The sequence below is a fragment of the Virgibacillus tibetensis genome (assembly GCF_036026595.1).
In the GTDB taxonomy this organism is placed as follows: domain Bacteria; phylum Bacillota; class Bacilli; order Bacillales; family Amphibacillaceae; genus Virgibacillus_P; species Virgibacillus_P tibetensis.
On the sequence record NZ_JARZFX010000014.1, the window covers coordinates 26155 to 52028 of the forward strand.

The 25874-nt window shown below is 35.8% G+C and carries 27 protein-coding genes and 1 riboswitch; of the genes, 12 read left to right on the plus strand and 15 right to left on the minus strand.

Going from position 1 to position 25874, the window contains the following annotated elements; genetic code table 11:
- Positions 1-5 precede the first annotated feature (5 nt).
- The 6 genes from QGM71_RS18095 to QGM71_RS18120 are packed head-to-tail and all read right to left on the minus strand — an operon-like array spanning position 6 to position 5659.
- Positions 6-938, minus strand: coding sequence for a 3-oxoacyl-[acyl-carrier-protein] synthase III C-terminal domain-containing protein (locus tag QGM71_RS18095; protein ID WP_327608974.1), 933 nt, complete (start codon positions 936-938; stop codon positions 6-8).
- A 9-nt stretch (positions 939-947) separates the two neighbouring features.
- Positions 948-1781: a hypothetical protein gene (locus QGM71_RS18100; RefSeq protein WP_327608975.1), complete on the minus strand. Its 834-nt coding sequence runs from the start codon at positions 1779-1781 to the stop codon at positions 948-950.
- Complete coding sequence (locus QGM71_RS18105; RefSeq protein WP_327608976.1) at positions 1782-2051, minus strand: acyl carrier protein; 270 nt, start codon at positions 2049-2051, stop codon at positions 1782-1784.
- A gap of 15 nt (positions 2052-2066) precedes the next feature.
- Positions 2067-3344, minus strand: a complete 1278-nt coding sequence (locus QGM71_RS18110) for a type III PLP-dependent enzyme domain-containing protein (RefSeq protein ID WP_327608977.1) — start codon at positions 3342-3344, stop codon at positions 2067-2069.
- A complete protein-coding gene (locus QGM71_RS18115; RefSeq protein WP_327608978.1) occupies positions 3304-4728 on the minus strand; it encodes an ATP-grasp domain-containing protein in 1425 nt (474 codons plus the stop codon). The genes QGM71_RS18110 and QGM71_RS18115 overlap by 41 nt, the downstream gene beginning before the upstream one ends.
- A 10-nt stretch (positions 4729-4738) precedes the next feature.
- Positions 4739-5659: a 3-oxoacyl-[acyl-carrier-protein] synthase III C-terminal domain-containing protein gene (locus tag QGM71_RS18120; protein WP_327608979.1), complete on the minus strand. Its 921-nt coding sequence runs from the start codon at positions 5657-5659 to the stop codon at positions 4739-4741.
- A gap of 510 nt (positions 5660-6169) precedes the next feature.
- On the opposite strand from QGM71_RS18120, the gene QGM71_RS18125 reads away from it, so the two are divergent.
- Positions 6170-7438, plus strand: a complete 1269-nt coding sequence (locus QGM71_RS18125) for a helix-turn-helix domain-containing protein (RefSeq protein ID WP_327608980.1) — start codon at positions 6170-6172, stop codon at positions 7436-7438.
- Positions 7439-8134: 696 nt separating this feature from the next.
- Here QGM71_RS18125 and QGM71_RS21895 read toward each other — a convergent pair.
- Entirely contained in the window at positions 8135-8335 is a 201-nt protein-coding gene (locus tag QGM71_RS21895) for a phosphotransferase (protein WP_407703051.1), read from the minus strand.
- Positions 8336-9459: 1124 nt separating this feature from the next.
- Here QGM71_RS21895 and QGM71_RS18130 point away from each other — a divergent pair.
- The 5 genes from QGM71_RS18130 to thiE all read left to right on the plus strand — a co-directional run bounded on the left by QGM71_RS18130 (position 9460) and on the right by thiE (position 13031).
- The gene (locus tag QGM71_RS18130; protein ID WP_327608981.1) at positions 9460-9813 is read left to right on the plus strand and encodes a DUF1801 domain-containing protein; all 354 of its coding nucleotides are present in this window, start codon (positions 9460-9462) and stop codon (positions 9811-9813) included.
- Between the two features lie 128 nt (positions 9814-9941).
- Positions 9942-10058: riboswitch (TPP riboswitch) on the plus strand.
- 85 nt (positions 10059-10143) lie between these two features.
- Positions 10144-10632: an energy coupling factor transporter S component ThiW gene (gene thiW / locus QGM71_RS18135; protein WP_327608982.1), complete on the plus strand. Its 489-nt coding sequence runs from the start codon at positions 10144-10146 to the stop codon at positions 10630-10632.
- A 177-nt stretch (positions 10633-10809) separates the two neighbouring features.
- On the plus strand, positions 10810-11637 hold the full coding sequence (gene thiD / locus QGM71_RS18140) for a bifunctional hydroxymethylpyrimidine kinase/phosphomethylpyrimidine kinase (RefSeq protein WP_327608983.1): 828 nt from the start codon (positions 10810-10812) through the stop codon (positions 11635-11637).
- Entirely contained in the window at positions 11634-12404 is a 771-nt protein-coding gene (gene thiM, locus QGM71_RS18145; protein ID WP_327608984.1) for a hydroxyethylthiazole kinase, read from the plus strand. Before thiD ends, thiM begins: the two co-directional genes overlap by 4 nt.
- 3 nt (positions 12405-12407) lie before the next feature.
- Positions 12408-13031, plus strand: a complete 624-nt coding sequence (gene thiE, locus QGM71_RS18150; protein ID WP_327608985.1) for a thiamine phosphate synthase — start codon at positions 12408-12410, stop codon at positions 13029-13031.
- A 651-nt stretch (positions 13032-13682) separates the two neighbouring features.
- On the opposite strand, the gene QGM71_RS18155 is transcribed toward thiE, so the two are convergent.
- Positions 13683-14021, minus strand: coding sequence for a hypothetical protein (locus QGM71_RS18155; RefSeq protein ID WP_327608986.1), 339 nt, complete (start codon positions 14019-14021; stop codon positions 13683-13685).
- 826 nt (positions 14022-14847) lie between these two features.
- Between QGM71_RS18155 and QGM71_RS18160 the strand changes: the two genes are divergently transcribed.
- The 4 genes from QGM71_RS18160 to QGM71_RS18175 all read left to right on the plus strand — a co-directional run bounded on the left by QGM71_RS18160 (position 14848) and on the right by QGM71_RS18175 (position 17356).
- Positions 14848-15387, plus strand: coding sequence for a hypothetical protein (locus QGM71_RS18160; protein WP_327608987.1), 540 nt, complete (start codon positions 14848-14850; stop codon positions 15385-15387).
- Between the two features lie 183 nt (positions 15388-15570).
- Complete coding sequence (locus QGM71_RS18165; protein WP_327608988.1) at positions 15571-15771, plus strand: hypothetical protein; 201 nt, start codon at positions 15571-15573, stop codon at positions 15769-15771.
- Positions 15772-15912: 141 nt separating this feature from the next.
- Complete coding sequence (locus tag QGM71_RS18170; protein WP_327608989.1) at positions 15913-16674, plus strand: polyphosphate polymerase domain-containing protein; 762 nt, start codon at positions 15913-15915, stop codon at positions 16672-16674.
- A gap of 1 nt (position 16675) precedes the next feature.
- On the plus strand, positions 16676-17356 hold the full coding sequence (locus tag QGM71_RS18175) for a DUF4956 domain-containing protein (RefSeq protein ID WP_327608990.1): 681 nt from the start codon (positions 16676-16678) through the stop codon (positions 17354-17356).
- Positions 17357-17407: 51 nt separating this feature from the next.
- Here the strand turns inward: QGM71_RS18175 and QGM71_RS18180 are convergent, their stop codons facing one another.
- From QGM71_RS18180 to QGM71_RS18190, 3 genes are all read right to left on the minus strand, one after another.
- On the minus strand, positions 17408-18955 hold the full coding sequence (locus QGM71_RS18180) for a BCCT family transporter (protein ID WP_327608991.1): 1548 nt from the start codon (positions 18953-18955) through the stop codon (positions 17408-17410).
- A gap of 459 nt (positions 18956-19414) precedes the next feature.
- A complete protein-coding gene (locus QGM71_RS18185; RefSeq protein ID WP_327608992.1) occupies positions 19415-20233 on the minus strand; it encodes a phytoene/squalene synthase family protein in 819 nt (272 codons plus the stop codon).
- Positions 20234-20329: 96 nt separating this feature from the next.
- The gene (locus tag QGM71_RS18190) at positions 20330-21088 is read right to left on the minus strand and encodes a TrmB family transcriptional regulator (protein WP_327608993.1); all 759 of its coding nucleotides are present in this window, start codon (positions 21086-21088) and stop codon (positions 20330-20332) included.
- Positions 21089-21236: 148 nt separating this feature from the next.
- On the opposite strand from QGM71_RS18190, the gene QGM71_RS18195 reads away from it, so the two are divergent.
- Complete coding sequence (locus QGM71_RS18195; protein WP_327608994.1) at positions 21237-22391, plus strand: MFS transporter; 1155 nt, start codon at positions 21237-21239, stop codon at positions 22389-22391.
- Positions 22392-22622: 231 nt separating this feature from the next.
- Positions 22623-22994: a carboxymuconolactone decarboxylase family protein gene (locus QGM71_RS18200; protein ID WP_327608995.1), complete on the plus strand. Its 372-nt coding sequence runs from the start codon at positions 22623-22625 to the stop codon at positions 22992-22994.
- Positions 22995-23581: 587 nt separating this feature from the next.
- Here QGM71_RS18200 and QGM71_RS18205 read toward each other — a convergent pair.
- The 4 genes from QGM71_RS18205 to QGM71_RS18220 form a co-directional block, all read right to left on the minus strand.
- Positions 23582-24097 carry a DUF6155 family protein gene (locus QGM71_RS18205; protein ID WP_327609018.1) on the minus strand — a complete coding sequence of 172 codons (516 nt, stop codon included), beginning with the start codon at positions 24095-24097 and terminating at the stop codon, positions 23582-23584.
- A 67-nt stretch (positions 24098-24164) separates the two neighbouring features.
- The gene (locus tag QGM71_RS18210; RefSeq protein WP_327608996.1) at positions 24165-24533 is read right to left on the minus strand and encodes a hypothetical protein; all 369 of its coding nucleotides are present in this window, start codon (positions 24531-24533) and stop codon (positions 24165-24167) included.
- A 1-nt stretch (position 24534) separates the two neighbouring features.
- On the minus strand, positions 24535-25023 hold the full coding sequence (locus tag QGM71_RS18215; protein WP_327608997.1) for a UPF0158 family protein: 489 nt from the start codon (positions 25021-25023) through the stop codon (positions 24535-24537).
- A gap of 585 nt (positions 25024-25608) precedes the next feature.
- On the minus strand, positions 25609-25758 hold the full coding sequence (locus QGM71_RS18220) for a hypothetical protein (protein WP_327608998.1): 150 nt from the start codon (positions 25756-25758) through the stop codon (positions 25609-25611).
- Positions 25759-25874: the final 116 nt, after the last annotated feature.

A 25874-nucleotide genomic window follows, 5' to 3' on the forward strand; every position in this document is an offset into this window, starting at 1 on the left:
GCCTCCTAAACTTTAATAATGCAAGATCCTAGGAAACTACCAAGGCCTATCCCGATTAATAAACATATATCATCCTTTTTTATTTTCCCCTTCCTTATTCCATAATCGAAATTAATTTGAGCATCCGTATTAAATGTGTGGGCAATATCTGGAATAAGATCTAGCATAATCTTGTCAAGAGCAAAGGAATTTCTTCTTGAAAAAGACTTCCAAGTTGTAATGTTTACATTATGCGGTAAAATCCAATCGATTTGTTCAAGCTGAAGATTTGCTTCTTCTAATGTTTGATTAATCAAACGGTCTAAATTTTCATCATAGGCCTTGTAAAACAACTTCATTTCCTTATCGCTTGCATAAACACCTTGATAATATTCCACATCATGAAATGTAACAATGGACATAATACTTTTTGAGGCCATTTTATTGTTTAACATTAGGGCGGTAGCCGAGTCCCCCATAATCGATGACTTTGGTAAATACCTGCCCTCTGGCACAAAATTAGTTTGGTCGCCACATAATATTAGCACTTCTGTACCGTGAGGAGATTCTTTTAAAAATGAATAGCTTGTTTTTAGGGCCGTAAAGAATGAAGCACAATTTAAATGAGAGAACCCTAAACAATGAATATCTTGTAAATCAAACTTTCTCAAAACTTTATATAACAAATCATAATTATATGGAACATGAAGACCAGTATGTGCGTATATAATAAGCTTGATATTATGGCTGGGGTTCCCTTGGAATATTTTGGATAAGGGAACTACCAGTAAATCTTCAATTTTCTTCCCGAACTCAACAATTGGAACATGAGATAGCCCATGAAATCGCTTCATTAATTTTAATTCAGTACCTGAAAGTTGATTTTCCTCAAATAATTCCTCAATAGACTGTCTTCCCTCTGGTATATGCGTAGCTATTTTTCTAATACCTATTTGCATAAGAATCCCCTATCTCTCGATATTGACTTTTAAACAATCAATTTTTTTATTATATTCATCTAGCTCTATAAGTAAAATTTTTGAGAATATTTTAATATCTATTTGAGATACAAATTCGGAAAAGGTCATAAGCGATTGCAACGTTCTACTTGATTCTTTAGTGGAGAAGTAGTTTTTATTATGACTTTGGTCTGTGTCTTCAACCTTCATATTGGAAAAGATTAGATCACTTTCAGGATCAAAATTAATTTTACAAAGTATTTTTTCTAGATTGGGTCTTTCCCTATCATCAAAATAAACAAAATCATATTCATCGATTGTAAAAATTTCCTTATCTTGAGAATCCGAAGTAAGTAAAATGGATAGTCCGATATCTATAAATTTCTTTTTTTCATTTGTATATGGTAATGTGTTTTGTTCAGTTAATAGTATTAAAATCCTTGTAAAGTCACCTTTTTTTATTAACTCTTTAGCTAAATTCACTGCACCTAGCCCTACATTTTTTCCTAAATTGGTAATAGCAATACACCTAGATCCAAGGTTGAATTTATGCGATAAATAACTTGTAGTAGAGTACGATGGGTCTATATCTGGTGTATCGTGTGCCAATAAAACTAAATCAACATCATCCAAATAGCTTCTATTGATATTTTCTAACATGGAATGACATATATGAATAAAGGGATTTTGGTATCCTTTTTCTAACATCTCTTCTTTCACAGTCATTCTATACTGTTTTAATAAATCTTGATAAAATTCTATTAACGATTCGTTTTTTATATATTCACCATTTTCAAAGAACTTTTTGTAAAAAATTTTATTAATATATACTTTTCTACTCATTTAATCAATTGCTATCTTCTCTATTTTAATGTTATTATGTGTATAATCCACCAAAGATCCGATACTCTCAAAGTCATCCGCATTTAATTCCTCTGGATCAATGTATAAACTAGGTATATTATCTTCCAATGCCATAAGAAGTTCTATTATAGATGTAGAATCAATATCCAATTCTTCAAACAATCTTGTGTTTTGATTGATTTCCTTATCAATATCTAACACTTCCTTTATTGCAATAATAATTAACTCTAATAATTTTTCCTTACTCATTATATATTTCTCCCTTCAATTATTTAATATTATATTATTTATATTGTGCAATCGTTGTTTTGCCAAAATATCATCATTCGTATCATTTTCACGAATTAGATAATCTTTATTTTTATAATACAGCACTTCTGTTGGGTACCCATGACTTAGAAATAAGGTAGGTGAAGCAGATGGTCCGTACGCACCTGAATGTTGAATTCCGATTAAATCTCCCCTATTAATGTGTGGTAAATCAACATTTTTCCCTAATGTATCATTTGGTGTACATAATGGTCCGCAAATATTATATCGATACTCGGGGCTACTATTTAAGTTAGATAAACAAACAATAGGAAAGTTCCTTTTTATAACCGATCCAATTCCTACTGCTGCCATATGATGATTAGTCCCTCCGTCAACAATAACAAACTTTTCTCCCCTAGATTCTTTAACATATAATGCCTTCGTAACAAAAACTCCAGCCTTTGCTGTTAAATACCTTCCGAGTTCCATAATCATTCTTGCGTTAGGAAATTTATGCTTAAATTCTTTAATCATTGGGTTTAACTTACTACATAATGAATCAGTATTTAAATCAACCTCATTATTAAAATAAGGGACACCTAACCCACCACCAATATCAACCATTTTTAAGTCTAGATTAAATTTATTAGATAAAACTTCCGCATTTTTTAATATAATTTTCGTATTTTCAACAATCACATGTTCATCTAAAATTCTAGTCCCCATATATGTATGGAAACCTATCATATTTACATTGCTAAACTTTTCAAAAAAGCTATCATCTAATTCCAACAGCTCTTCTTCATCAATACCAAATTGTCTTGGTTTCCCCCCCATTACTAGCTTTGCCCCCTTAACGTTTACGGAAGGGTTTATCCTAATGGCGACATCAACCACCTTATTATACATAAAAGCGATATTATTAATGATATCCAATTCTTGAATAGATTCACATACTAGAGCGTAAATATTATTAGAAATACAAGCGTTAATTTCCTTTATACTCTTTCCAGGTCCTAAAAAAATAATATCTTTAGGGTTCGTGCCACACTTAAGTACAGTATGGAGCTCACTAAGTGAAGAAACTTCCGCCTTCGCTCCAAGGTTATGAAGAAAGGAATAGATAGATATATTTGGATTTGATTTTAATGAAAAGAAAATCTCCAAATTATCCTCCATTTTTTTTCTAAGATTAATATAATTATCTTCAAGTTCTTCCCCGCTATATAAGTAAAGCGGAGTTGGATATTTAGCTTTTAATTTTTGAAAATCTATTGTATTTAGCTTCATTTATTTTTCCTCCTGTTATATCCAACAACCTTTTTGAAACGATTGATTCTAGGGCCAATACATCCTCTAAAGTATTTTCTATAATCATATAGTATAACCGACCCTCAAAAGGCCTTTGTCCTTTAACAGATGCAGCGTTTACAGTTGCATAGTTAGTAACTAATAACCCCGTCCCTTTACTAGGGGTAAAAAACAAATCGTTGTTTAATTCCCTAAATTCCGGAAACGGTAATAAGTTAGATAAGGATATGTCCGCTTTTTTTGCTATTGCTACTTTTTTATCATCTATATACATCTCCTGGATAATCGTTTGATATGTAGACATATTAAATCTCGCATTTATTTCCAGGTTTAGATATAGCATCCCTTCTTTTGACAGAATTGCATCTACACCTACAATCCCAAAATAACCATTTTTATATAGTTCTTTCCCTAAAATGTCAGCAACCAATTTCAATTCATCTAGCTGTTGTACATTAAGTCGCGAAGGGATGATGTGACCCTGATGCACACCATTTTGCACAATGGATTCTTTAACAAAATTAAATTCAACATTTCCATTTTGGGAAATCATAAATTGATAATTTAAATCACATTGTTTATTGATCCATTTTTCCAACACGATATTTATTGTTTTAATAGCTCGATTTTTATTGTAAGATCTTGTAATTAACTTTACATACTGATTAAACTTTTTTTCGGAATCAATTATTACTAATCCCTTTCCAGATACTCCCAAAGCATCCTTTATAATTAATTTACCACCTAGATCTATATGTGGCTTTAACATGCGGAAGCCTTCTACTAAATCATTTATTGTAGTACAGTTATAACCCGGGATTTGTTTAATTTCATTTTGTTCATTTAGCATTCGACTAAACATCTTATTATTAACTTTTTTAAAAACTGTAGATGTTGGCGTAGCCAAAGGAATTCCTGTAAGCTGAGACAAAGTTTCCTCAAATTCAGAGGTCCCAAAAGTCATAAAATATACATTAGGTGCTCTTAATTCCTTTAATTTATTTATAGTACCTTCACACTGGAGAATATTTTCTGTAATATTCAACTCTGGATGATTATCCTCTACAGAAATAATTTGTGGAAGTTTAAAGCCTATTTCCCTTAAGTAAATTAAATAGTCCGAATCGGGTTTTTCCTTTAAAACGATAAAATCACTAGATGTAACTAATAGTAAACCTAATTCTTCCATTCTATTAACGATTACATTAGAATTGCCTAATGTAATCGTGGGAAACTGCAAAACATCCTTATCAGAATTCCATTTTTCTTCAACCTCAAAGTTATTTAAATATATAAATTGGGCGTTTTCATTATCAACTAAAAATCTTTTTAACCTTTTACTAAAATTAATTTTTTCTAACATATACATTCCCCTATCGTTTAAGAACGGCTACCTGAAAAGTGGCTCCTAATCCAACACTGATCATTAGGTAATAATCCCCTTCCTTAATTAACCCCTCGTTACATGCATCCATGTAATTAATAAAAGGATCTGAACAAAAGCAATGTCCCAATTTGGCAATATTTTTTAGATAAATTTTTTCTTTACTTAAATTCATAGTGTTAGCCAGCTTAATCCACGAAGACCTATTCACATTATGTGGTAATATAAGCTTAATCTCGTCTAAAGTTAGCCCCGTCTTTTCTACAGCTTTATAAATTGTAGAAATGAGCGTGTCCACATATGCCTTATCAAATTTTCTTGATTGTTGAACATCCATATTTATCCCACTGTAATATTCACCCAAAATGGTTCTCTCAACGGATAACAACTGATTTTCTTTACTCGTTTTTGAAACAAGGATACCCGATGAAGCTTCCCCCATAATTGTGGTATTATGAATTACTTGGGCTATCGGTGTAAAAACCTTTTCACCAGTAATGATTAACGCTTTATCCAAATCATTTTTTAGTAAATACTGACATAAATCCAATGCTGTAAGAGCAGAGGAGCAATTATGCTGCGTTATTGAAAATGATATTGCGTGCTGCAAACCATATTTTCTTTTTATTTCTTCTATAATGTTGATTGGATACGGTGTAACTGTTTGAACTGTGTGAGCATACATAATATATTTTATACTCGAAGGATCTACACTGCCTAAAATTTCTTGAATAGGTATTTTTAACAATTCCTCTAGACTTTCTTTTTCATTAAAACGTATTTTCTCTAAACCATGAATTTTAGTAAATAACTTCATTTGAAAATGACTAAGATTTAATTTTTCCTTGAGTTCTGAAATTTCTATCTCATTAGAAGGATAGTAAGTTTTAATAGATTCTATTCCAATCATGAATCCACCTTTTTTCTTCTTTAATTTGTAAGATTAACCAACCCTACCTTCATAAATATTAATACCAGGTGAAAACGTCAATTTATTTGCTTTCGTATCTACCATTCCGTATTTTGTCATACCCTTCTGGTAGAAGAAATTGTATGGCCCTCCTCAAAGGGCCATACCGCTCAGCACAGGTAGATTAGATTCCTCTAATATATAGTACTTTTGGAGCATTTTCTTCTTTACAATTATTGTACTTTCTCTTGTACTTTTTCTTGTACTTTTTCTTTTGTCATTTCAAGGCACCTCCTTTATTTCAACTCATTTAAAGCCTATCATATTTTTAATTAAACCTTCTTGATAAATTTTGCAAAAAAGGTGCAACTGATTAAATAGTTCTAGGAACAATTTGCTAAAAACACCCACTAAAACTATAATATTATTAAGTTTAGTGAATTTTGCACCAATTAAAACTAAATCAAACTAAAAAAATATAATGATTTTCTCAAAGGGAGGCTCTTCAATATGCTGATTAATATTGATACCATGGATGTAGGCAAAATTATCTTTAACCTCAGAAATGAAAGGGGATTGACACAGGAAGAACTTTCTGAAGGAATTTGTTCTATATCATATTTAAGTAAATTAGAACACAACCAGATTAAGTATAGTGACGAAATCCTTAGTTTATTATTTCAAAAGTTAAATGTAGATGAGAACAAGCTTTATACAAAACACAAGAATTTTAATGACAACGTATCAAATTTATCTAAGTTTATTGATATGAAAAACTACACAGATACGGAAAATTGCTACAGTGAGTTGAACAATCTAGTAAATGAGATTAAAGATCCCAATAGTATATGTAATTACCACATTACAAAATTAAAGTATTTTCTTGCAAAACGTAATTTAGAATCTGCTAGGACTACCATTGATTATATTAATGAGTTTTTTAAAAGGAAATCCGTAAGACAAGAAGCTCTTTTTATTGATCTTTGTGGCGTATACTTTAGTATAAAAGGTAATTTTGTTGAAGGGTTAAAGTTTTTTAAAGACGCTGAAAGAATAGCTCTTGAAAACAATTTAAACGTGGCAAATATCTTTTATCATCTTGGGTTGACATATAGCCAGATTCATAACGATACGTTGGCCATACATTATGCACAGAATGCTTTAAAGCTTTTTGAAAGTGACATGAACTATCTTAAATGTATTGATTGTCAATTGATTATTAGTCTAAAGTTCGTAAGAAACCAAAATTTTAGAAGCGCAGAAAAAATATACTTTGATATCCTAGAACAAGCCAAAATATTTACTCTTCCAAAAACAAAAGCTATTACCCTGCACAATTTGGGTTTCTTATATTATAAAGTAAAAGATTACAATCAATCTGTAAATTACTTTGTTGAAGCTTTGGAATATAAAAGTCCCAAAAATGAAGACTATATTTTAAGTATTTACTATCTGTGTAATGCATTAATGGAAGATGACAGGAATAAAGAGGTAATATTTTGGTTAAATAAAGCACTACATTATATAGAAAAAAATGAACACTTGAAGGAGTACAAATATTCTTATATGGTCAAGCTTTACAAATATAAGTACGAAGATTTTGATAAGTACATTGAATTTGCAGAAAACGTAGTATTTCCATATTTAATTTCAATAAAAACCAAGGAGCTTATTCTATCCGTTGGTAATCTATTGATTGAATATTACAACTCAAAGCATAGGTATAAGAGATCCAATAATTTCTATAAAATAATGTTGGAGTTTATGGAGGTGAACTGAATATATGAAAAAATTATTCCTATCTTTTCTAGTAGTTCTAGTGTTAGGTCTTACTTCGCAATCAACATATTTTTCACAGGGGGATAACGACACACCAAATGAAGAACATCCAGATTACTTATAAAAACATCAATACAAACATGCACATTATTCCAGTGTAAATAATTTTCTATGTAAACTGAAATAATGTGCAATTTTCTTCTTTCACTAAAAGAAATACGAGGGGATTTTTAAGATTCTGATTAATTCCTAAATGGATCTAAAAATAATTATGAAGAGTTTTATTAATAACACATTCTTAGTTTTTTATATAGTTCATATTAATTATGCAACGCTAGAATCTCAAAATATTAAACAAATATTAGAATAGCCTCACTAATCATAGATAATGCTTTTTTTGTAGACGTAAAATGACGAAATAAAAAATGCAAATTTAATAATCACAAAATATCACTTTATCTAATAGAGGATATTCAGTACCTTTTTACAAGCTCAACCAAACTTTCAACATCAAATCCAGCCTCTCCCCCATCATTATATCCGTTAATCCCCTGACACCAAATACAACCCATCCGGGATATACTTCCGGCGACCCAAAAAGTACATCAATTAATGAGAGGAAATCCCAATAACAGTCATAAACAGAGGATTTCCCGGCATAATCTTCATACGCGGTTAAAAAGGCGTCGGCTGTTTCTACATTGTACAATATCGCCAAATTGATTCGGCAATGCCCGACATCAATTCCGGCTGTTCCTCTGCACGCATTAATCCAGTCACTATGCCGCTAACGGTATCATTTTTCCATAAAACATTTGCAGGGTGGTAATCGCGGTGGATAAAACATTCTGAATGACAGGGCACGGGCCTTTTACAATATCGATTGCTTTTCTCCATGCACCTGGAACGCTTGACCAAGTTGGCACTTCCACTGTCGAAATATCATTATATGTAAAATACGTCCAAGAAAACTCCTTTGCTTTGCATCAACTTCGTGTATCTTCTCAAGAGCTTCTGCTAAACCATTCAGCCATTTCCCCATATGTTGAGGGATTAATTCCACTTACCCTTCAAGCATCGTCATTAAAACCGCCAGCATCCCGCAACGTCGACCACTCTCATCAAACGCGATTATTTCAGCTGTAGCTACTTCCACCCGAGAAGCCAAACGCAGAATTTCCGCTTCATGTAGAGCAAGATCTAGTTCCTACATTAGCCATTCCTTGTTATCAAATTGACGAATAACGACATCTTTTATTTGCCCCCCTATTTGAATGGAATTGTGATGCAATGTGGACGATGTGCTACCTTTCAGTTTATTAATCTCAATCATTTTAACATCGGCATCCACTTTCTTTAAAATCCAATCTACCGTATTCGGGGGCAAACCGCCGACGGTCTTGACGAATTAAAGGCGATATTTTTACCAACTAATTATCGTACGAAGATGATTCATTACTGGGTCATCTTTTTTAAATTTAAAAAACATATTGAAAACCGTTGATTAAATTCATTAAAACACCTTGAATATGTTATAAAACATGAAACAATATTATCGTTTGCCGGCAGCCAAGAGGTCAGCAGTTCGAGCCCGCTATGCTCCATTGATACATTTAAGGATAGTAAGACACAACATCAATGCCTACTATCCTTTTTATTTTGTCTGTTTTACACAAAATCTATTAAGTACGGTGTAGCTTGTTATTGACGTAACTCCGCTTACGGAAATACACATCGCCCAAAGGGGTGATCGCTGGACAAACCGGGGTGAACGCGGGATAAAGTGGAGCGATCGCTGAATGAATGCAGGGCAGCATTTATGCCAAAAAGGTCGTAACGCGCACGTATGAGATTGGACGGTTTTGACGCTTCTCCCCCGTTGGAGTCTCCGTGTATTTCCTCCACTTGTGTTATGCTTTGTTGACTAACGATTGAATTACAGAATTGGATTGAGAAATGAGCTAATTCTAAAGATAAGCGAAGGAAGAATTAAACCTCAAGTAAGGAAAGGAGTTGGCGGCATGCCCGCAAATAAAAGTATAGAAGTTGAAGAATTTTTGAATGGCTTACCTGAGCATATTAGAGAAATCACAGTAACATTGCGCAACCTCATCTTTGATACATCAGAAAATATAGTGGAAGAAATGAAATGGAACAAACCCTGCTACATAGAAAATGGATTAGTTTGTTACCTCCAAACTGCCAAAGGTCATGTTAATCTGGGGTTTTACTTCGGTGCAAGCCTAGAGGATAAAGATGAATTACTTGAGGGAACGGGTAAGAAGATGCGCCACATCAGAGTTACTTCACTTGAGGAAATTCAGCCTGCCAAATATCAGGCACTTATTAAAGAAGCAATCAGACTGAAGACTTGATTGAAAATCTTCAGAGTCTACCTCCACCGACTACAATGATTCTTGATCTCCAAGGATACTTATTGCTCGTGACTCGTGACAAACATATTTATCTTTGATATGATTTAAGTACCAAAATTTCATAGTAAAATTACTACTAGGGGTGCCCAATAAATCGTGGGCTGAGAGGAAAGCGCGTTTAAGCTTCCGACTCTTATGGACCTGATCTGGATAATACCAGCGGAGGGAAGTAGCAGACGATAAGTCTAATCTATTTCAGCTTATTTTAAGCCAGGTCTTCTTGTGATGAGATCTGGCTTTTTTGGTGCACTTTTTTAGAGGAGGAATTGGATGAATCGAACACAGTTAATAACGACCATGTCCGTATTTGTAGCAATTGGAACACTGGGGGCACAACTACTTTGGTTTCCAGCTGGGATTGCCAAGGCTTATCCTGTACAACATGCAGTCAACGTCATGGCGGCCGTGATGCTTGGTCCAGGGCCTGCTGTAATTATTGCATTTATGATTGGTTTACTTCGTAACATGCTTGGTCTTGGTACCCTATTGGCATTTCCAGGTGGTATGGTTGGTGCTCTCTTAGCTGGATATCTTTATCGTCATTTTAAAAAGAAGATATGGGCTGTCGCTGGAGAAGCAATTGGATCAGGAATCATTGGGGCTCTCTTTGCAGTACCTTTTGCAAAAATTCTGATGGGTACTTCTGCAGGTGCATTATTCTTCATGCCATCTTTTCTTGTAAGTAGTATTACCGGTGCATTTATCGGTTGGTTCATTGTATCCCGCGTTAAACAAAAGAATGTATTACAAAACATATAACCAGGAAACTACTGGGGGAACTATCCCTGCTGAGATAAGGTGTTAATCCTTAGTCCCTTGGAAGCTGATCTGGATAATTCCAGCACAGGAAAGTAGTCGGAGGAAACATCAACAAACCCTCTATTTAATCTACTTTCACTCCTGTTAGTTCCGAAACTATATAAGGAGGCTATTTCTATGACATTTACAAATCAATCAGGAAAAAGCATTGCATGTTCACTTACAATAGCTGGTACTGACCCTAGTGGTGGTGCTGGAATTCAAGCAGACTTAAAAACGTTTCAAGAATTAAAAAGCTACGGCATGTCAGTACTAACATCCGTTGTTGCCCAGAATACAACTGGGGTTCAAGGGGTGCATCATCTACCCGTTGAAATGATCGAACAGCAGCTGGAATCTGTCCTTTCAGATATGCCAGTCCATGCATTCAAGACAGGTATGATTGCTAATACAGATATGATGAAAGTAATCAGTAAAAAAATTTCGAGCCTGGATGTACCCTATGTGATGGATCCAGTAATGGTGGCAACGAGTGGAGACCCGTTAATTTCAGAAAATGCACGTGATTTTTTGAGGGATAATCTTTTACCACTAACAGCTTTAGTCACCCCGAATATCCCCGAGGCAGAATTTATTACGGGAGAAAAGATAGAGACAGTTGATGATATGAAGCAGGCAGCTGTACAAATTGTAGAACAGTTTAATGCAGGAGCGGCACTTGTCAAAGGAGGACATATGGAGGGTGATGCTGTAGATTTTCTATATGATGGGTCTGAACTGCATACCTTCTCTGCTAAACGAATAGATACTACAAATACGCATGGAACGGGCTGTACGTATTCTGCTGCTATTACTGCCTATTTAAGTCACGGGGCACCCTTACAACAAGCAGTCAAGCAGGCAAAACAATTTGTTACTGCCGCAATCCAGCATTCTTATAAACTTGGCTCTGGAAATGGTCCTACCAACCATTGGGCAACTAGGGAGGAGAAAGTTAAACAATGAATTTTGATATTATTAAAGAAGTCCGGGAAAACACCCCATTGATTCATCATTTAACAAATCAAGTTGTTATGAACTTCACAGCTAATGGTCTATTGTCTTTTGGTGGCGCTCCAATTATGGCCAAGGCAGAAGAAGAAGCTAATGAAGTAGCAAGCATTGCGAATGGGGTACTTATTAACATTGGCACTCTGACCTCACAGGAACTCAAGGCCATGATACAAGCCGGAAAGGCAGCCAATAGAAAAGGTATTCCCGTCGTGCTTGATCCTGTAGGGGTAGCGGCTACCCCTTTTCGTTCGGATGCTGTAAAGCAGATTTTAAAAGAAGTACATCCCACAGTAATCAAAGGAAATGCAGGTGAGCTTGCCCACCTGGTTGAAATTCCATGGAAAACTAAAGGAGTCGAATCCATTGGTGAAGGAGATGTGGAAGAGATAGCTTCCAAAACAGCAGAGATCTATCAAACTACTGCTATTGTCACTGGAGAAACGGATATAATTTCAACAGAAAAATCAATTATTCATAATAAAACCGGCCATATTCTTTTAACTAAAGTCACGGGGGCTGGCTGTTTACTAGGATCCATTGTAACGGCTTGTTTAACTACAAATCATCCCATAGAGGAACAAACGTTATCAGCAGTTAAGTTTTATGGGATGGCTGCAGAATTCGCTGCATCTCAAAAAGGTGTAACTGGACCTGGCACTTTCTTACCTCAGTTTATTGATGCACTTTCATTAGATGCCGATGTACTTGAGAGGAGATAAATCATGTCATTAGCAATAAAACAAAGTCTCAGGAAATATTTTATTATGGGTAGTCAAAACTGTGACGGCGATCCTGTACAAATACTGGAGTCTGCAGCCTCAGCGGGAATCACTGCCTTTCAATTTCGTGAAAAGGGAGTAGGTTCACTGACAGGAGACGAGAAACTCGAACTGGGAAAACAGCTGCGGAGCATCTGTCGCCATTATAAAATACCTTTTATTGTAAATGATGATATAGAACTAGTAGATGCACTGGATGCTGATGGACTGCATGTCGGGCAGGAAGATCAATCCGTGGAAGAGTTACGCAAGCTATTTCCAAATAAAATAATTGGGCTTTCTGTATCAAATAATTTTGAAGTGACTAACAGCCCCATCTCTTGGGTAGATTATGTTGGGGCAGGACCTGTTTTTGCTACAAAGACAAAGGAAGATTCCAAAGCTGTTGTTGGTTTAGAATGGATTATTTCTTTAAGAGAACAATTTCCCAACCTTCCCATAGTAGCGATTGGAGGGATTTCCACCAAAAATGCGGCCTCTGTACTTAATGCTGGAGCTGATGGTGTATCTTTTATTTCTGCGGTTGCAAAGGCAAATGATATAAAAAAGGCAGTAAACAATCTATAATTTAATCACAGAACGATAGGGAATCCAGATAGGATTCCCTATGGCATTTTTCCATTTATTGATCTATGCCAAAGTTAGTCGGTTTACATGTAAGAACAACGCTGTACTTCTGTTCATACATTTCTATCTAGAAAGGATAATAAAGTGAACCTTTAAGTAAGTGGGGAGTTCTTTTCACCCAAGGATAGCATGCTCTGTTAGGGAAGGCACAAGACAAGTAGCTGATGCGACTCAAGACCGAATTGTCCACAATTCTTATAAGATTCTAGTGGGTGGAGAAGTCTCTATGAGAGAACGTCTTGGCTTCGGGAGATCTAAATGATTCCAATAGAAGTTGAAAACCGTATAGCTAAGTAATTTTTTCGCATGTATTTACCTGATGAGGTGATGATTAAAGTTGAAGACAGACTATTACCCGCCTGCATATGGACTGAGGAAGAGGATTCAGATCATGATGAACTTGTTCTTTGGGCCATAGAGATTATTGATATGCAATTAGAGAATACAAGATTTAGAATAGGGAAAAAAAATAATCCCACTTGCTAAAGTAAACCATTTCAACTTCTTCAACTTCATGAAAACCTCCTTTTATTCATTAATTAATTTCCTGCACTGTTAATTATTACCACATTTATAAAATAGTGCAAATTTTTATTCGCCGGAGGCTAATAAATATCTTTTAGTTTCGCCTTGGTATTCCACAATTAAAATAGGTTGGGATTCTTTCGACTCGTAAATGATGGCTCCTTCTGGTAACTTAGTAGCCATTCCTTCTTCTACTATTCCGATTTTATCACCTTTAGTTAACTTCTGTTCTTCTATCCATTCGGGACCATTTATATAAACTGTGCCATCTTCTAACTCTATAAGATCCGCATCATCATATAATTTTTCCACTTGGCTTCTATTTAGCAGTCCTCCATAACCGTGATCATTACAACCCATTAATATAAGAATTGTGATAAGTACAACTGTAATAACCTTTTTCATATCAATTAACTCCTCCATCTAGATACTATATTCTATATGATTTATATAAAGTCCTTTAAAATGTTGTAAGAACTGGACTATACAATCCTTTGTTTTAACAGTATTAATGAGAACTTAATCGTTTAAAAAAATGGCTACACAAACATATGTGTAGCCATTTACGACGTTAAAGAACTCCACGACTTTCAATTAATGCCTGATAGTAAGAGTCTCTTACTCGTTCTATATAATTTTTAACATACATTTGACCAAGTCCTATAAATGCTTCAAGTGAATAATTCCCCATTTTGTTTATGAAGTCGAACCATTCTTAATGCCTTCCTAAGCTGTATCTGATTAGGTGATTCATGACGAATACCAGCTAATTGTTTATAAATCGAATTAAACTCTGTTTCAAATCCTTTTTTTCATCCTCGGACATGTTTTAATTAATATTTCATACAAAACGCTACCCAAGTAGGATGGCGTATTTTGCTCTCATTATTTGTATTCTTACTATTCTTCCTGTAGTAGTTCTTCCATGTCTTTCGGTACTGCACTATAAAACAATATACGCCATCACAACAGCAGACAGACAAACCAATTCCGAATACTCCGCATACAATCAAAAACTTTGAGTGCTATTAAATTAGCTTAGCAAAGTCGTAATGAGTCGGAACCTTAAAAATTACATTTTAAGAAAACATCCGTTCAAAAATAATAGATAAATCTTACATACATATAATATTTTTTAACTATTACAGCCCATTCTTTGTAATTCCATCCCTTTCTAGACCAATACCCCATATATTAAAGGGAACGATTTTTCTAAGGGAGGAAATAACTTATGAATCACTACCAAACATCACAACATGATGATGAAAGACAATTTAATTTTCCAGGATATTTATTAGGTCAATATTTTGGATATGGAGGATATCCACCAAGTCAATGGGGGCCTGGAACAGGCGGACAGTTTCCTGGATTCCCTGGTGGTCCGGGTACTGGCGGACAATTTCCTGGGCAGCCTGGTGGACCCGGTACAGGCGGGCAATTTCCTGGATTCCCTGGCGGTCCGGGTACTGGTGGGCAATTTCCTGGATTCCCTGGGCAGTTTCCTGGTGGCGGACAATCAGCCGGACCACCATCAAGCCCGCCGCCTTCATTTCAACCAACACAGCCACAACAACAAATCTTAGCTGTAGATCCAGGGGCAATTCAACGATGTTTGTACCGCTTCACTTATATTTGGCTAAGACGAGATTCTTTTTGGTTTTACCCGATCTTTGTCGGTAGAAATTCCATTGCAGGTTTTAGATGGCTAGGAAATAGATGGGTTTATTACGGAGTAGATCTGGAAAGAATCCAATCATTCCAGTGCTATTAATAGAACGAAAGTGCAAGGAGTCAAGAATGCATAGTAACGTGATAGCTAATCGCATGCTTTACAGAGGTACGTTTTTACACGATGGAGAAAACAAGCTTATACACTGATTACAATTCCTTTGTAGTTAACATACAAACACTAGCTTTCCTTCTTTCATAAACTATATCGAAGGAGGGATATACGATGAATCAATTAGCTATGTTATATCTAGCAGCCATCTTAGCAGGCTTTGCTTTAATTATTGTTCCAGGTCTCGCAGCTACTTTCATCACCTCTGCAGCACTTGCCACATTATTTATAGCTGTAGGAGCAATCGCAGTAATTGTATTCGGCTTAGCTCTGCTGTATCTAGCAGTTAGAGCACTCTTGAAAAACTTCAGCTAATGCTTTAAAAAGAGACCATATATTTGGTCTCTTTTTAAAGCATTAATTCCTTCTCCTTCCATTCTAATACATCTCTAATCTTATTCACATCAAGTTCTAAACATCCTCCTTTATGATAGCAGTTAGTAAGGAGGATGAATAATGGCAATAGAAAGTTTTAGACGAAGAGAGCAAAAGTATTTGATTACCCGGGAGCAGTATGTTGAATTAGTTAACCGAATCAATCCTGAAATGCGGCCCGATCGATTTGGAGATGATGGCAGGTATACGGTCACTAGCTTATATTTTGAAAGCAGAGATCACAAAATCTACTTTGAGACAAAAAATAAGCTGAAATATCGGCAAAAGCTTCGTTTACGGGTATACAACAATACTGGTTTAAATGGTACTGCCTTTTTCGAAGTAAAGCAAAAGCACAAAAAATTAGTAAACAAGCGCAGAATGCTTCTCCCTTTATCTGAGGCGTATCGGTATTTAGCTGATAAATCTGATACCTCACTTGAAGATTTTGAAACATCCAATACACAGGTCCTGCGTGAAATTGATTATTTCCGTCAATTTTATAATTTATATCCTGAAATGGTTGTCAGTTATGACCGCCATGCCCTTCACTGTATCAGTGACCCTGATTTACGGATCACATTTGACTTAAACTTACGTTGCAGGAACGACGATCTTCATCTCGAAAACGGATCCAATGGCATACATTTTATTGATAATGATCTAGTTGTGTTGGAAGTAAAAGTAAACGATAGTGTGCCATTATGGTTAACGCGCATCCTACAAAATCTAAACTGTGAACAAAGAAGCGCTTCTAAATTTTGTACGAGCATGGAGACGCTTAAAAGTGAAAGTCTTCCAAATGGAGTTTATAAAGAAAATGTAGTAGCAGGAGGAATATAACATGGATATTCTTACTCAATTATTCAGTACAAGTGGAGATTCAGAATCAACTATTATGATGAGTTTATTAGCTATGGCAGTTGCAGCTGTACTTAGCCTGATTATTACAAAGCTCTACCAGATTACATTTACAGGTGAGCGGTACTCGCAGGCGTTTGTTCATACGATTGTTATGATGAGTGTAATCATATCTGTTGTAATGAATGTAGTAAGTGGAAATGCCGGAGTAGCTTTTGGCTTATTTGCCGTCTTTTCTTTGATACGATTCAGAAGTGCAGTAACGAATGCAAAAGATATTGCATATATCTTTTTTGGTTTATGTGTTGGTATGACTAGCGGTCTCTATCAATTTGATTTAGCTATTGTTCTCACCCTTTTCTCAAGCTTATTATTTTATTTGCTTTATAAATTTGAATATGGAAAAGGAAAAGACACGCAGGTTCTAAAAGTTACGGTTCCTGAAAATCTAAATCACGAAAATTTACTGGATGACATATTTACTCAGTATACTGTAAGTCATAAGCTTCGTCAGGTTGAAACTACAAATCTGGGGACTATGATTTTATATACCTTCGCCATACGAAGTAAGAACGCAACAAAAGAAAAGGAATTACTTGACCGGATCCGGGAAAAGAATGCTAATCTAAAAGTATCCTTAACCTATATGGATAATGAAAACTAAAAATAAGGAGTCTCAATCCATACAGTGGACCGAGACTCCTTCTTTATTCCCTTATTTGTTTACTTTTTTTCTAATCTCTCTCTCCCATATAAGTCCTTGCTCTAATGCCATCTTTCTAGCTATTCTCGGAGCATTCCATAATGGCGGCAGCAATAGGAGTGATACAGGAACTGCAGTTATTACGATCGAATTCTGAATAGATGTAATACTGTCCTCCCCTATTGTGAGTATCATGATTGTAGTTAGACCAAATATTAGTGCCCAGAAAACGCGTAACCAGCGCTTAGGGTGATCGTTACCAGTTAATGTAGCTGCTACGGTATAAGACATGGTATCCACGGTCGTTGCCACAAAAATGACGGAAGCAAGCAGGAACCCTAATCCCAGGATAACGCCCATTGGTAATTGGTCCGTTATTGCCATTACTGCAGCGGGCATTCCACCCTCATTTAAAGCGTTGGAAATCGAACCAGGGTTTTCTTTTTCAAAAAACACGCCTGTTCCTCCAACAACGGAAAACCAGAAGTTATTAACTAATGGTGCAACGATTGATACAGCAATAATTAATTCCCGGATTGTTCTTCCTCGGGAAATTCTGCTGATGAAAACGATTAGCATGGGAGCATATCCGATAAACCATCCCCAGAAGAAAATAGTCCACCAACCCAGCCAATCTCCATCTCCTCGATATAAACTCATGGAAAGGAAGTTCTGTAAATGATAGCCAGTTCCACCAACAAATGCATCGATGATAAACAATGTCGGTCCAACGAAAAGTACAATAAGTGCTAGAAAAATCGTAAAGCCAACATTATACCTGCTTAATGTAAGAATCCCCCTGTCTACACCTGTCGCAGCTGATATTGCAGCGAGCAAGGAAAGTACTGCTACAATAAAAATACTTGTTGTTATCGTATTGGGAACATCAAATAAGTGATTAAGACCATAAGCTATTTGCAATCCCAGGAATCCAAGCGGTCCTAAAGTTCCTGCTACTGTTGCGATAATAGAGAAAATATCAGCAGAAGAACCAAGCACACTTCTATGATAAATCTTTTCTCCGAAGATTGGATATAACAGGCCTCTTGGTCGCAAAGGAAGTCCTTTACTATAATGTACATACATCATTACAATCGTAGCTAGCGTCCCCAAGATAGCCCACGCAGTGAATCCCCAGTGCATAAAGGATTGCGCAAATGCTCCCTGAATATTGTTAAACTCTCCACCACCCATTAAAGGAGGAGTATCCATGTAATGATACATTGGTTCAGAAGCTGCCCAAAATACGCCTCCACTAGCAAGTAATGTTACCAAAATCATGGAAACCCAACGGAAGTTACTATATTTAGGTTTATCCTGATTACCTAACCGTACCTTCCCATATTTCGAAAATGCCAGCACAAGTCCAATAAAGAAGTTGGCCAATAATAGTACTTGCCAATAGGCACCAAAGAGATCTGCAGAGTAAGTGAAGAGTGTTGAAATTCCATTCCCAACCATCTCATTATTTATAAACGACAATACGATGAATACTATTAGAAAGCCACCACTTATTATAAATACAGGCCAATCTAACTTAATCTTTTTTTTCGATTCCACGCTTTTCCTCCTAATTTTGTTAGGAGCAAGTGTCCAAATATATTATTCCATTTGTCATTTAAGACCGTCGGATGGAATATGATTATCGATTGTTTTATAGTTTATTTTTAATAACCATTGACAATACCCACCAGCTTGCTCAACTTTATAACACAGTTTTTTATTATAGGTATAATTCTGTAATACGTCAAATTATCAAAAATTTCTTACCTAGTTTCCAAACTCTTCACTATTAGCGCACGGGATTGAATGATTGTCTTGCCTGGGATAGGCTTTCACGGTTTTACTATGGCGATCTCTACCTGCCCTGTCATCTTTTGACTACTTAAGCAGAATGCTTGTTTCTTTCCACTTATTATCACCGCACCTATATCAATATATTCATTTGATTATAAGCTAAAACAGTTAAAAACTTATAAAAAAAATACGATTAGATTTCCTAATCGTATTTGGATTCAATTATTCATTAATAATTTCATCGACTGTTGTTTCTACATCGTACCGGGACATTTTCTCTTGTCCACTTTTCAAAGCATTAAGGGTGCGATGTGCTAATGCTAATGGTATTTTACAAAACAACAGAATATTGCGTGTCTTGATATCTTTTATGTACTCATCCGCTTTATGCAAATTAGTAGTTGCGTATGCAAACATGTCGTCTCTGTCCCACCCCTCGGGAATAAACCGCACGCCACGTTCTGCATCTTCGTCTTGGTTACGTAGTATATTTACAGCCTGTAATCCTCTTCCATATGAAATAGCAAGATCACGGTCTGTTTCAGTATTATCATGCCATTTCCATATATCTGAAAGCATTAATCCTACTAACCCTGCTACGTAATACGTATAGTCATCGAGATCTTCCTCTGTTTTAACATCCCAGTCTTTCTCTACCCAATCAGCCATTCCTTCTGCCATGATACTCGTTGATTCTTTAATCTTATCAACAATTTCATCCGGACAAACTGAAATCCAGTCTCCTAAGCGCAAAGTAACTTCTGGCAATATAGATTTATGGGGTTTTATTAATTGTTGGTATTTTTCATCATCGAATGTGGTTTTCAAGAGAGTACTAGTTGAACGCAATAAATATTGCTTCGTTTCTGAATCCATTTGTTCGTGATCTTCAATTTCATCAATTGCCCGCATACATAAATACGCTGAAGCTACTGTCCTTTTTAATTTTGGCTTTAATAACGTGATAGGTATGTAAAAAGTTCTGCTCGTGAGCTTTAGCACGCGCATCGCATCTTTTTGTATTGAAGCATCTTTACTCAATGAAGATTCCTCCTTCAAAAATAGTTGAGGCAGTCTAAGTATACCAGTGTTAGACAGCGTCTGCCACTAACCGTATTTCCAGCACGCTTATCATACTTAATATCTCAATTTCAATAAGATATCCCGTATATCTTTGTCCTGCATAATTGTATCCTTGTACTTCCTTGTAATTTCAGTTAAGGCGACGTCATGGTAGAAAAATTCAGTAAAAAATTTTACAAGTGGACGAGAATGCGTACGAATTGCCTGCCACTCCGAATTCTCGATTCCCGCAAATATCATTTCTGATTCATCCACAATCAGAATTCTGCTTCTCTCCAGATTAGCGTGCTGTATATCTGGAATTAAGGTCGATACAGTAGGTATTATGGTTTTTAATTCTCCAATAACATGAATGGTAACGTTCAGCCCAGCTTTGTACTTATCTTCCAATAACGGCAGTAATATGACAATATCATCTGCCCATCCGGATATTGAAACAGATCTTTCTGCTCTTTTCACTAAACGCTTTACTAAAGCCTGAATAGATTTATCCTCTTTCAATGTCCAGACCCGGTCATCCATTGGTGTTTCTTTAATTTTTGTATCTTTTAATTTTTGCACATTTTTTTCAAAATCGGTTTCTAGTTTCTCAATCATTGAGTCTAAAGATAGAGCAGTATACAGTCGTTTCTTTTCCATAGTGGATTCCAGTATTACACCTTTTTCCCCCATGCGATGCAGTACTTCATAAACTTTAGATCGCGGCACTCCAGACCGCCTTACAATGGCAGTCGCATCCAAGGGCTGATCTGTAGTAATTAAAGCATGGTAAACCTGGCTCTCATATTGGGTGAATCCAAATTGCATCAACATAAGTAGTATAGCTCCTTAAAACGGCATCTTTATAAATAGTATCATAGCATAAAACAGTCGTTTTGTAGTACACGAAAGTTCATCTTGTTTTTTTAGATAAATAAAGTTACTATTATAGTGGTAACTTTATTGAAGGGAAATTAAAATTATGGATAAACGTGTATATTTATTAACGATTGTTTCATTTGTTGTTGGGATGGTCGAATTAATTATAGGTGGAATATTAGATTTAGTCGCGGTAGATTTAGGTGTAACCCTCGGGCAAGCAGGACTATTAATCACTGTATTTTCATTAGTGTTTGCAATAGCAGCTCCCATTCTGTTAGTTGCAACATCAAAAATAGAACGGAAACGATTAACGCTATTAGCTTTGAGCGTATTCTTACTAGGTAATCTGATAGCAGTTATCAGCCCTAGCTATGCAATTCTTTTTATTGCCCGTATTATATCTGCGGCAAGTGGATCGTTGCTGATCGTATTATGTGTAACCATGGCATCCAACATCGTGGATCCGAAATATCGCGGGCGAGCCATTGGCATTGTCTTTATGGGTGTTAGTGGCTCACTCGTATTAGGTGTTCCAATCGGATTGATGTTAGGAAATGCTTTTGGCTGGAGAGCTCCTTTTCTTATGATCACTGTCCTAACATTATTATCAATGATTGGCGTCTATTTCTTTATGAGCAAAATTGCTCCAAGACCTCAAATTTCACTTGGAAAACAGTTAGCAACATTAAAGAACCGCAAAATACTATTTGCTCAACTAACTACATTTCTGTTTCTGGCAGGACATTTAACGTTGTATGCCTACTTAACACCATTCTTAAAATCTACAATGGGATTAGGTGGAACATGGGTAAGTATCGTGTACTTGATCTTCGGTGTTGCTGCAGTAATTGGTGGAGGTGTTGGCGGTACATTATCTGACAAATTCGGAACAAGACCAACTATTATTTCTGTAATTATCGTATTTGGTTTGTCGATTTTTGCCATTCCATACACTACTTTTGCATTCCCGATATTCTTAATCGTTATGATTGTATGGAGTATGATGAGCTGGGCAATTACTCCGGCAATGCAAAGCTTTTTGATTGAAACATCACCAGAGACCGCTGACACACAGCAAAGCTTAAACAACTCTGCATTGCACTTCGGCATCGCATTCGGCTCACTTATAGGCGGAATGGTCATAGAACAAGCATCCATTGAATACAACGCAACCGTTGGCGGAGTATTTGTTATCATCGCCCTGGGAACAGCAGTATTCGCCATGGCAAAAGCCCACAGCAGAGCAGTCGTATAAGTGGTCACTTCCCGCTTTTTGTCGAATCCTGTCGAATAATCGTGCTGTTGCATATCAGCGGTTCATAACCATGTATCAGCGTATCGCAATCATATTTCAGCGCTATCCAATAGACACGAGTGTTCACTCGTGTCTATTTACATTTTCCAATTTATAACAGACATATATTCTCCCCTATTATAAAAGGCTATACTATGTAGTTGAAATTATCGGGAAAAAGGAGTGACATACATGGAGCATAATTCAGAGGAAATGGAAAATTATTTTGATCAATCTATACTAGATTTTAAAGAAGGTACCAGTTATTTTGAAGAACGCTATCCAAAGTTAACCAAAAGTTTTTTCCAATTTACAGATGAATGCTTTGAAAAAGGAGCAATTGACAAAAAAGCGAAGCAATTAATAGCGCTTGGAATAAGTATTTACGCCCAGGATGAGTATTGTATTATATATCATACAAAGGGTGCAGTTGAGCACGGAGCATCTGAAGAAGAATTCATGGAAACTATAGGTGTAAGTGCAGCATTAGGTGGTGGCGCTGCTTTTGCTCAAGGCGTGACACTAGCAATGGATACATTTCACTTTTATAAAACGAAGCAATAACAAATTCCTTAATAGGCAGAACAAAAGCGCAAGCGCCCGTTTATCACCGTATGCGCTGGACGGAATCGTATGAGATAAAGGAAACACAATGAGTGTAACGAATTGATGGTGACTTATCGTAAGAAGAGACCGGAAGGGTACTAGGTGATGGGAGCTTGCGCTGGACGTGGCTGTTTAAGTGTAAGAATTAATTACAGCCAAAAACTTTATACCTTCTTACCTTTTCAAAAAGACACGTGTCAACTTGTGTCTTTTTGATTACTTCCTTTTTGATGGATTCGGCTGATCTCTCAAAATCAAGTAAGGGGAGGTTGGATCATCAGTTTAACTTCCTTGTCGTTGGAGCTATCGACTTCCCATCCGTCGAACTGATTTTTTACTTATTGCTTCTGTCCCTTCTTAAGAAGTTTGATAAGTTCAAATTTCCCAATAGGCTTTTCATATACTTGCTAGATCTCCCTTACCATTTTTAGTAATATAAACAGGCTCCGAATAATTATTACTGAACCCAAAATTTGAAATTGGTCTGATATTTGGCATAATCATCATTCAATTCGATTTTATCATATTATTAGATAGTAAAAGCTTTATTCTTCCAACCAACTAATCGAATAATAACTCTCCTCTAAGACATCATGATACCCCCATCCAATGCCATCTGATTCAGCAACAACTGCATATAATCGATCTTTGATTTCCTTAAATAATGTTTCGTCTTTTTCACATTCCACTATTACCTTATCGTACATAGAGTTCATACTGTCATAGAACTTTCCATCTATATCCCCATAAGTATTTGTAAATTCTGTCCCGACTTCTACATAGAATAGCATCAAGTCGACTGTTCTAAAGTGATCGTTTGATAGCTTCTTAAAATTGGTTATTGCTCCTTTTGCTTTTGCCAAACGCATTTTTCCAAATCCTTTATCGGGGAAGAATTCATCTTTTATTTCTTTTTGTGCATTTACAAATAAGTCTTGAATGGTTTCCTCACCCAAATATTTTACAGACAAGTAATGATGCACATCGTCATTTAATTTATATAAATCGGTAATTAAACTGATGAGTGCTTTTTGGTCATAGTCTCTTAGTTGTTTTTTAATTCTGGAATTTTTAGTTTAGTAACCTTTGCCACTCTCTACAACTCCTTTTGGAAATACATTAGGTTTATTAAGTTTTACTTTTCGCCCGTACATAGTGAGTAGAATATATTTCTTCCATATAAGGATTGCCAGACTTCGAGAACCGCAAGATCTTTTTCGGCCCTTTCCCCCAGGATTTATACGTGGTACTGGATGGTTTAAGATTTTGCTCTTTTGCAAAATCCCTTAAGAACTTCAGGGAGTGATTTAGTTTTGAAAGGTTCCCAACTGCTACTCTTTCCAGATAGGAGATTCTTTTGAATCGCCAATCCTCTACTTGTTTTGGTGTTAGCCGTTCCATTTTAACCAGCAGGTCAACTGGGCTGACATATCCCTTCTCTTGTACTAACTCCGATGCATGACGGCGGACTCTTTGTTCAATTTTCTTCTTACTCAACCTACACCCTCACTTCATTCAACATATTCCAGATTATGTTTTTTACATTTTTACAAAATTCTATCGCAATTTGCTTGTACCGCTCATCACGATACGTATACCAATCCTGCTCTAAACCTAAATCGAACGCTTGGTCTTTAAATCTCCCGAAAGCACCTTTTCCGCGTATAGCCCGGAGTAAAAGACCTTGTGCCTTAGGATCTTTAACAGTTAAACAGAAATTCTCTATCATACTATATTCATGAATATCATACTCTGTTGGTAGTTCTATGTAGTTTTCTTCATTCTCAATTACATCATATGCAACTTCCAATTCTTCTTGCTGCCAGTCCCGTAAACCTTCAAAGGAATCTCCATCTTCCGCATTCCTCAAATTTGCGTCGGACACGTATATCACTTCACCGGTTTTAATGTTCACTAGTGTACTACTTTCATCTAATTGGATTTCCATTCCTTCTACAATGTCATTAAGTTTTACTTTAGTAGTCATGATAACGATACTTACCTCCAATTAATTATATTTCTATAAATACCTATGAATATATTATAACAATTTCCCTTTATTTATTAATAGGTAAGTAACAAAAAAACAGGCTTTGATTGATAATCATCATCCGAAGTCTGTTTCTATCTGGACTATTTCTAATTCATTTCCTTCAGAAAGAAAATCAAAAACCGTACCTATAAATACTTTCCCAATATCAATCAGTTGTTTCAACGTTTATGCAGGCCATTTTGGCTCAATGTCACATTTCATAATGAAAATGAAAGGATCATCAAAGCAACTTAGTCAATTTCGCTAATGTTATCCATCCATATAGAATCTTTTCTATATGGATAGGCAGGCTCCTGTTGAAATTATTGATGAATGTTTAGATAAGATACATACATTTCTATAAATTATTTTATGAAACTAATCTTCCACATGATGTACACAATTAAAATGGAAAATTAACCAACAATGGACAAGCCTACCCTTTCATAATTCATTCCTTTCACCCTACTTGAGTTATATCCTGATTATCTTTCATGTACTATTTAATACATAGCAAAAAAGAATAATGTTCCATCGCCGCTATCCCTTTTTCCGAAATAGTGCAAGTATCAAAAAACCAGCACCTAATCCTAAGGCCCCACCCAACTCAAGATTATTAAAGATCATGCCGATTCCCGCCCCCAAAAACAAACATGTCACAAAAGCAAATCCCACACCTGCATAATTCACCCGCTCCTACCCCCGTCATTAACCTATTTCTAATAGTCTATTTATATGTAACTGTTTTTGTTCATTACTCTATAAGTTAAAAAATTCTCTTTCATAGTTTCAGATTCAAGGCCTTT

What these genes read in the sequence shown, in the direction of transcription:
- thiD (WP_327608983.1), top strand. Translation starts at nt 10,810, where the DNA reads ATGACATTTACAAATCAATCAGGAAAAAGCATTGCATGTTCACTTACA.
- QGM71_RS18195 (WP_327608994.1), top strand. Translation starts at nt 21,237, where the DNA reads ATGGATAAACGTGTATATTTATTAACGATTGTTTCATTTGTTGTTGGG.
- QGM71_RS18170 (WP_327608989.1), top strand. Translation starts at nt 15,913, where the DNA reads ATGGCAATAGAAAGTTTTAGACGAAGAGAGCAAAAGTATTTGATTACC.
- QGM71_RS18110 (WP_327608977.1), bottom strand. Translation starts at nt 3,344, where the DNA reads ATGAAGCTAAATACAATAGATTTTCAAAAATTAAAAGCTAAATATCCA.
- QGM71_RS18215 (WP_327608997.1), bottom strand. Translation starts at nt 25,023, where the DNA reads ATGACTACTAAAGTAAAACTTAATGACATTGTAGAAGGAATGGAAATC.
- QGM71_RS18130 (WP_327608981.1), top strand. Translation starts at nt 9,460, where the DNA reads ATGCCCGCAAATAAAAGTATAGAAGTTGAAGAATTTTTGAATGGCTTA.
- QGM71_RS18175 (WP_327608990.1), top strand. Translation starts at nt 16,676, where the DNA reads ATGGATATTCTTACTCAATTATTCAGTACAAGTGGAGATTCAGAATCA.
- QGM71_RS18095 (WP_327608974.1), bottom strand. Translation starts at nt 938, where the DNA reads ATGCAAATAGGTATTAGAAAAATAGCTACGCATATACCAGAGGGAAGA.
- QGM71_RS18125 (WP_327608980.1), top strand. Translation starts at nt 6,170, where the DNA reads ATGCTGATTAATATTGATACCATGGATGTAGGCAAAATTATCTTTAAC.
- QGM71_RS18160 (WP_327608987.1), top strand. Translation starts at nt 14,848, where the DNA reads ATGAATCACTACCAAACATCACAACATGATGATGAAAGACAATTTAAT.
- QGM71_RS18100 (WP_327608975.1), bottom strand. Translation starts at nt 1,781, where the DNA reads ATGAGTAGAAAAGTATATATTAATAAAATTTTTTACAAAAAGTTCTTT.
- QGM71_RS18200 (WP_327608995.1), top strand. Translation starts at nt 22,623, where the DNA reads ATGGAGCATAATTCAGAGGAAATGGAAAATTATTTTGATCAATCTATA.
- thiM (WP_327608984.1), top strand. Translation starts at nt 11,634, where the DNA reads ATGAATTTTGATATTATTAAAGAAGTCCGGGAAAACACCCCATTGATT.
- QGM71_RS18105 (WP_327608976.1), bottom strand. Translation starts at nt 2,051, where the DNA reads ATGAGTAAGGAAAAATTATTAGAGTTAATTATTATTGCAATAAAGGAA.
- QGM71_RS21895 (WP_407703051.1), bottom strand. Translation starts at nt 8,335, where the DNA reads ATGGAGAAAAGCAATCGATATTGTAAAAGGCCCGTGCCCTGTCATTCA.
- QGM71_RS18120 (WP_327608979.1), bottom strand. Translation starts at nt 5,659, where the DNA reads ATGATTGGAATAGAATCTATTAAAACTTACTATCCTTCTAATGAGATA.
- QGM71_RS18190 (WP_327608993.1), bottom strand. Translation starts at nt 21,088, where the DNA reads ATGTTGATGCAATTTGGATTCACCCAATATGAGAGCCAGGTTTACCAT.
- QGM71_RS18165 (WP_327608988.1), top strand. Translation starts at nt 15,571, where the DNA reads ATGAATCAATTAGCTATGTTATATCTAGCAGCCATCTTAGCAGGCTTT.
- thiE (WP_327608985.1), top strand. Translation starts at nt 12,408, where the DNA reads ATGTCATTAGCAATAAAACAAAGTCTCAGGAAATATTTTATTATGGGT.
- thiW (WP_327608982.1), top strand. Translation starts at nt 10,144, where the DNA reads ATGAATCGAACACAGTTAATAACGACCATGTCCGTATTTGTAGCAATT.
- QGM71_RS18155 (WP_327608986.1), bottom strand. Translation starts at nt 14,021, where the DNA reads ATGAAAAAGGTTATTACAGTTGTACTTATCACAATTCTTATATTAATG.
- QGM71_RS18115 (WP_327608978.1), bottom strand. Translation starts at nt 4,728, where the DNA reads ATGTTAGAAAAAATTAATTTTAGTAAAAGGTTAAAAAGATTTTTAGTT.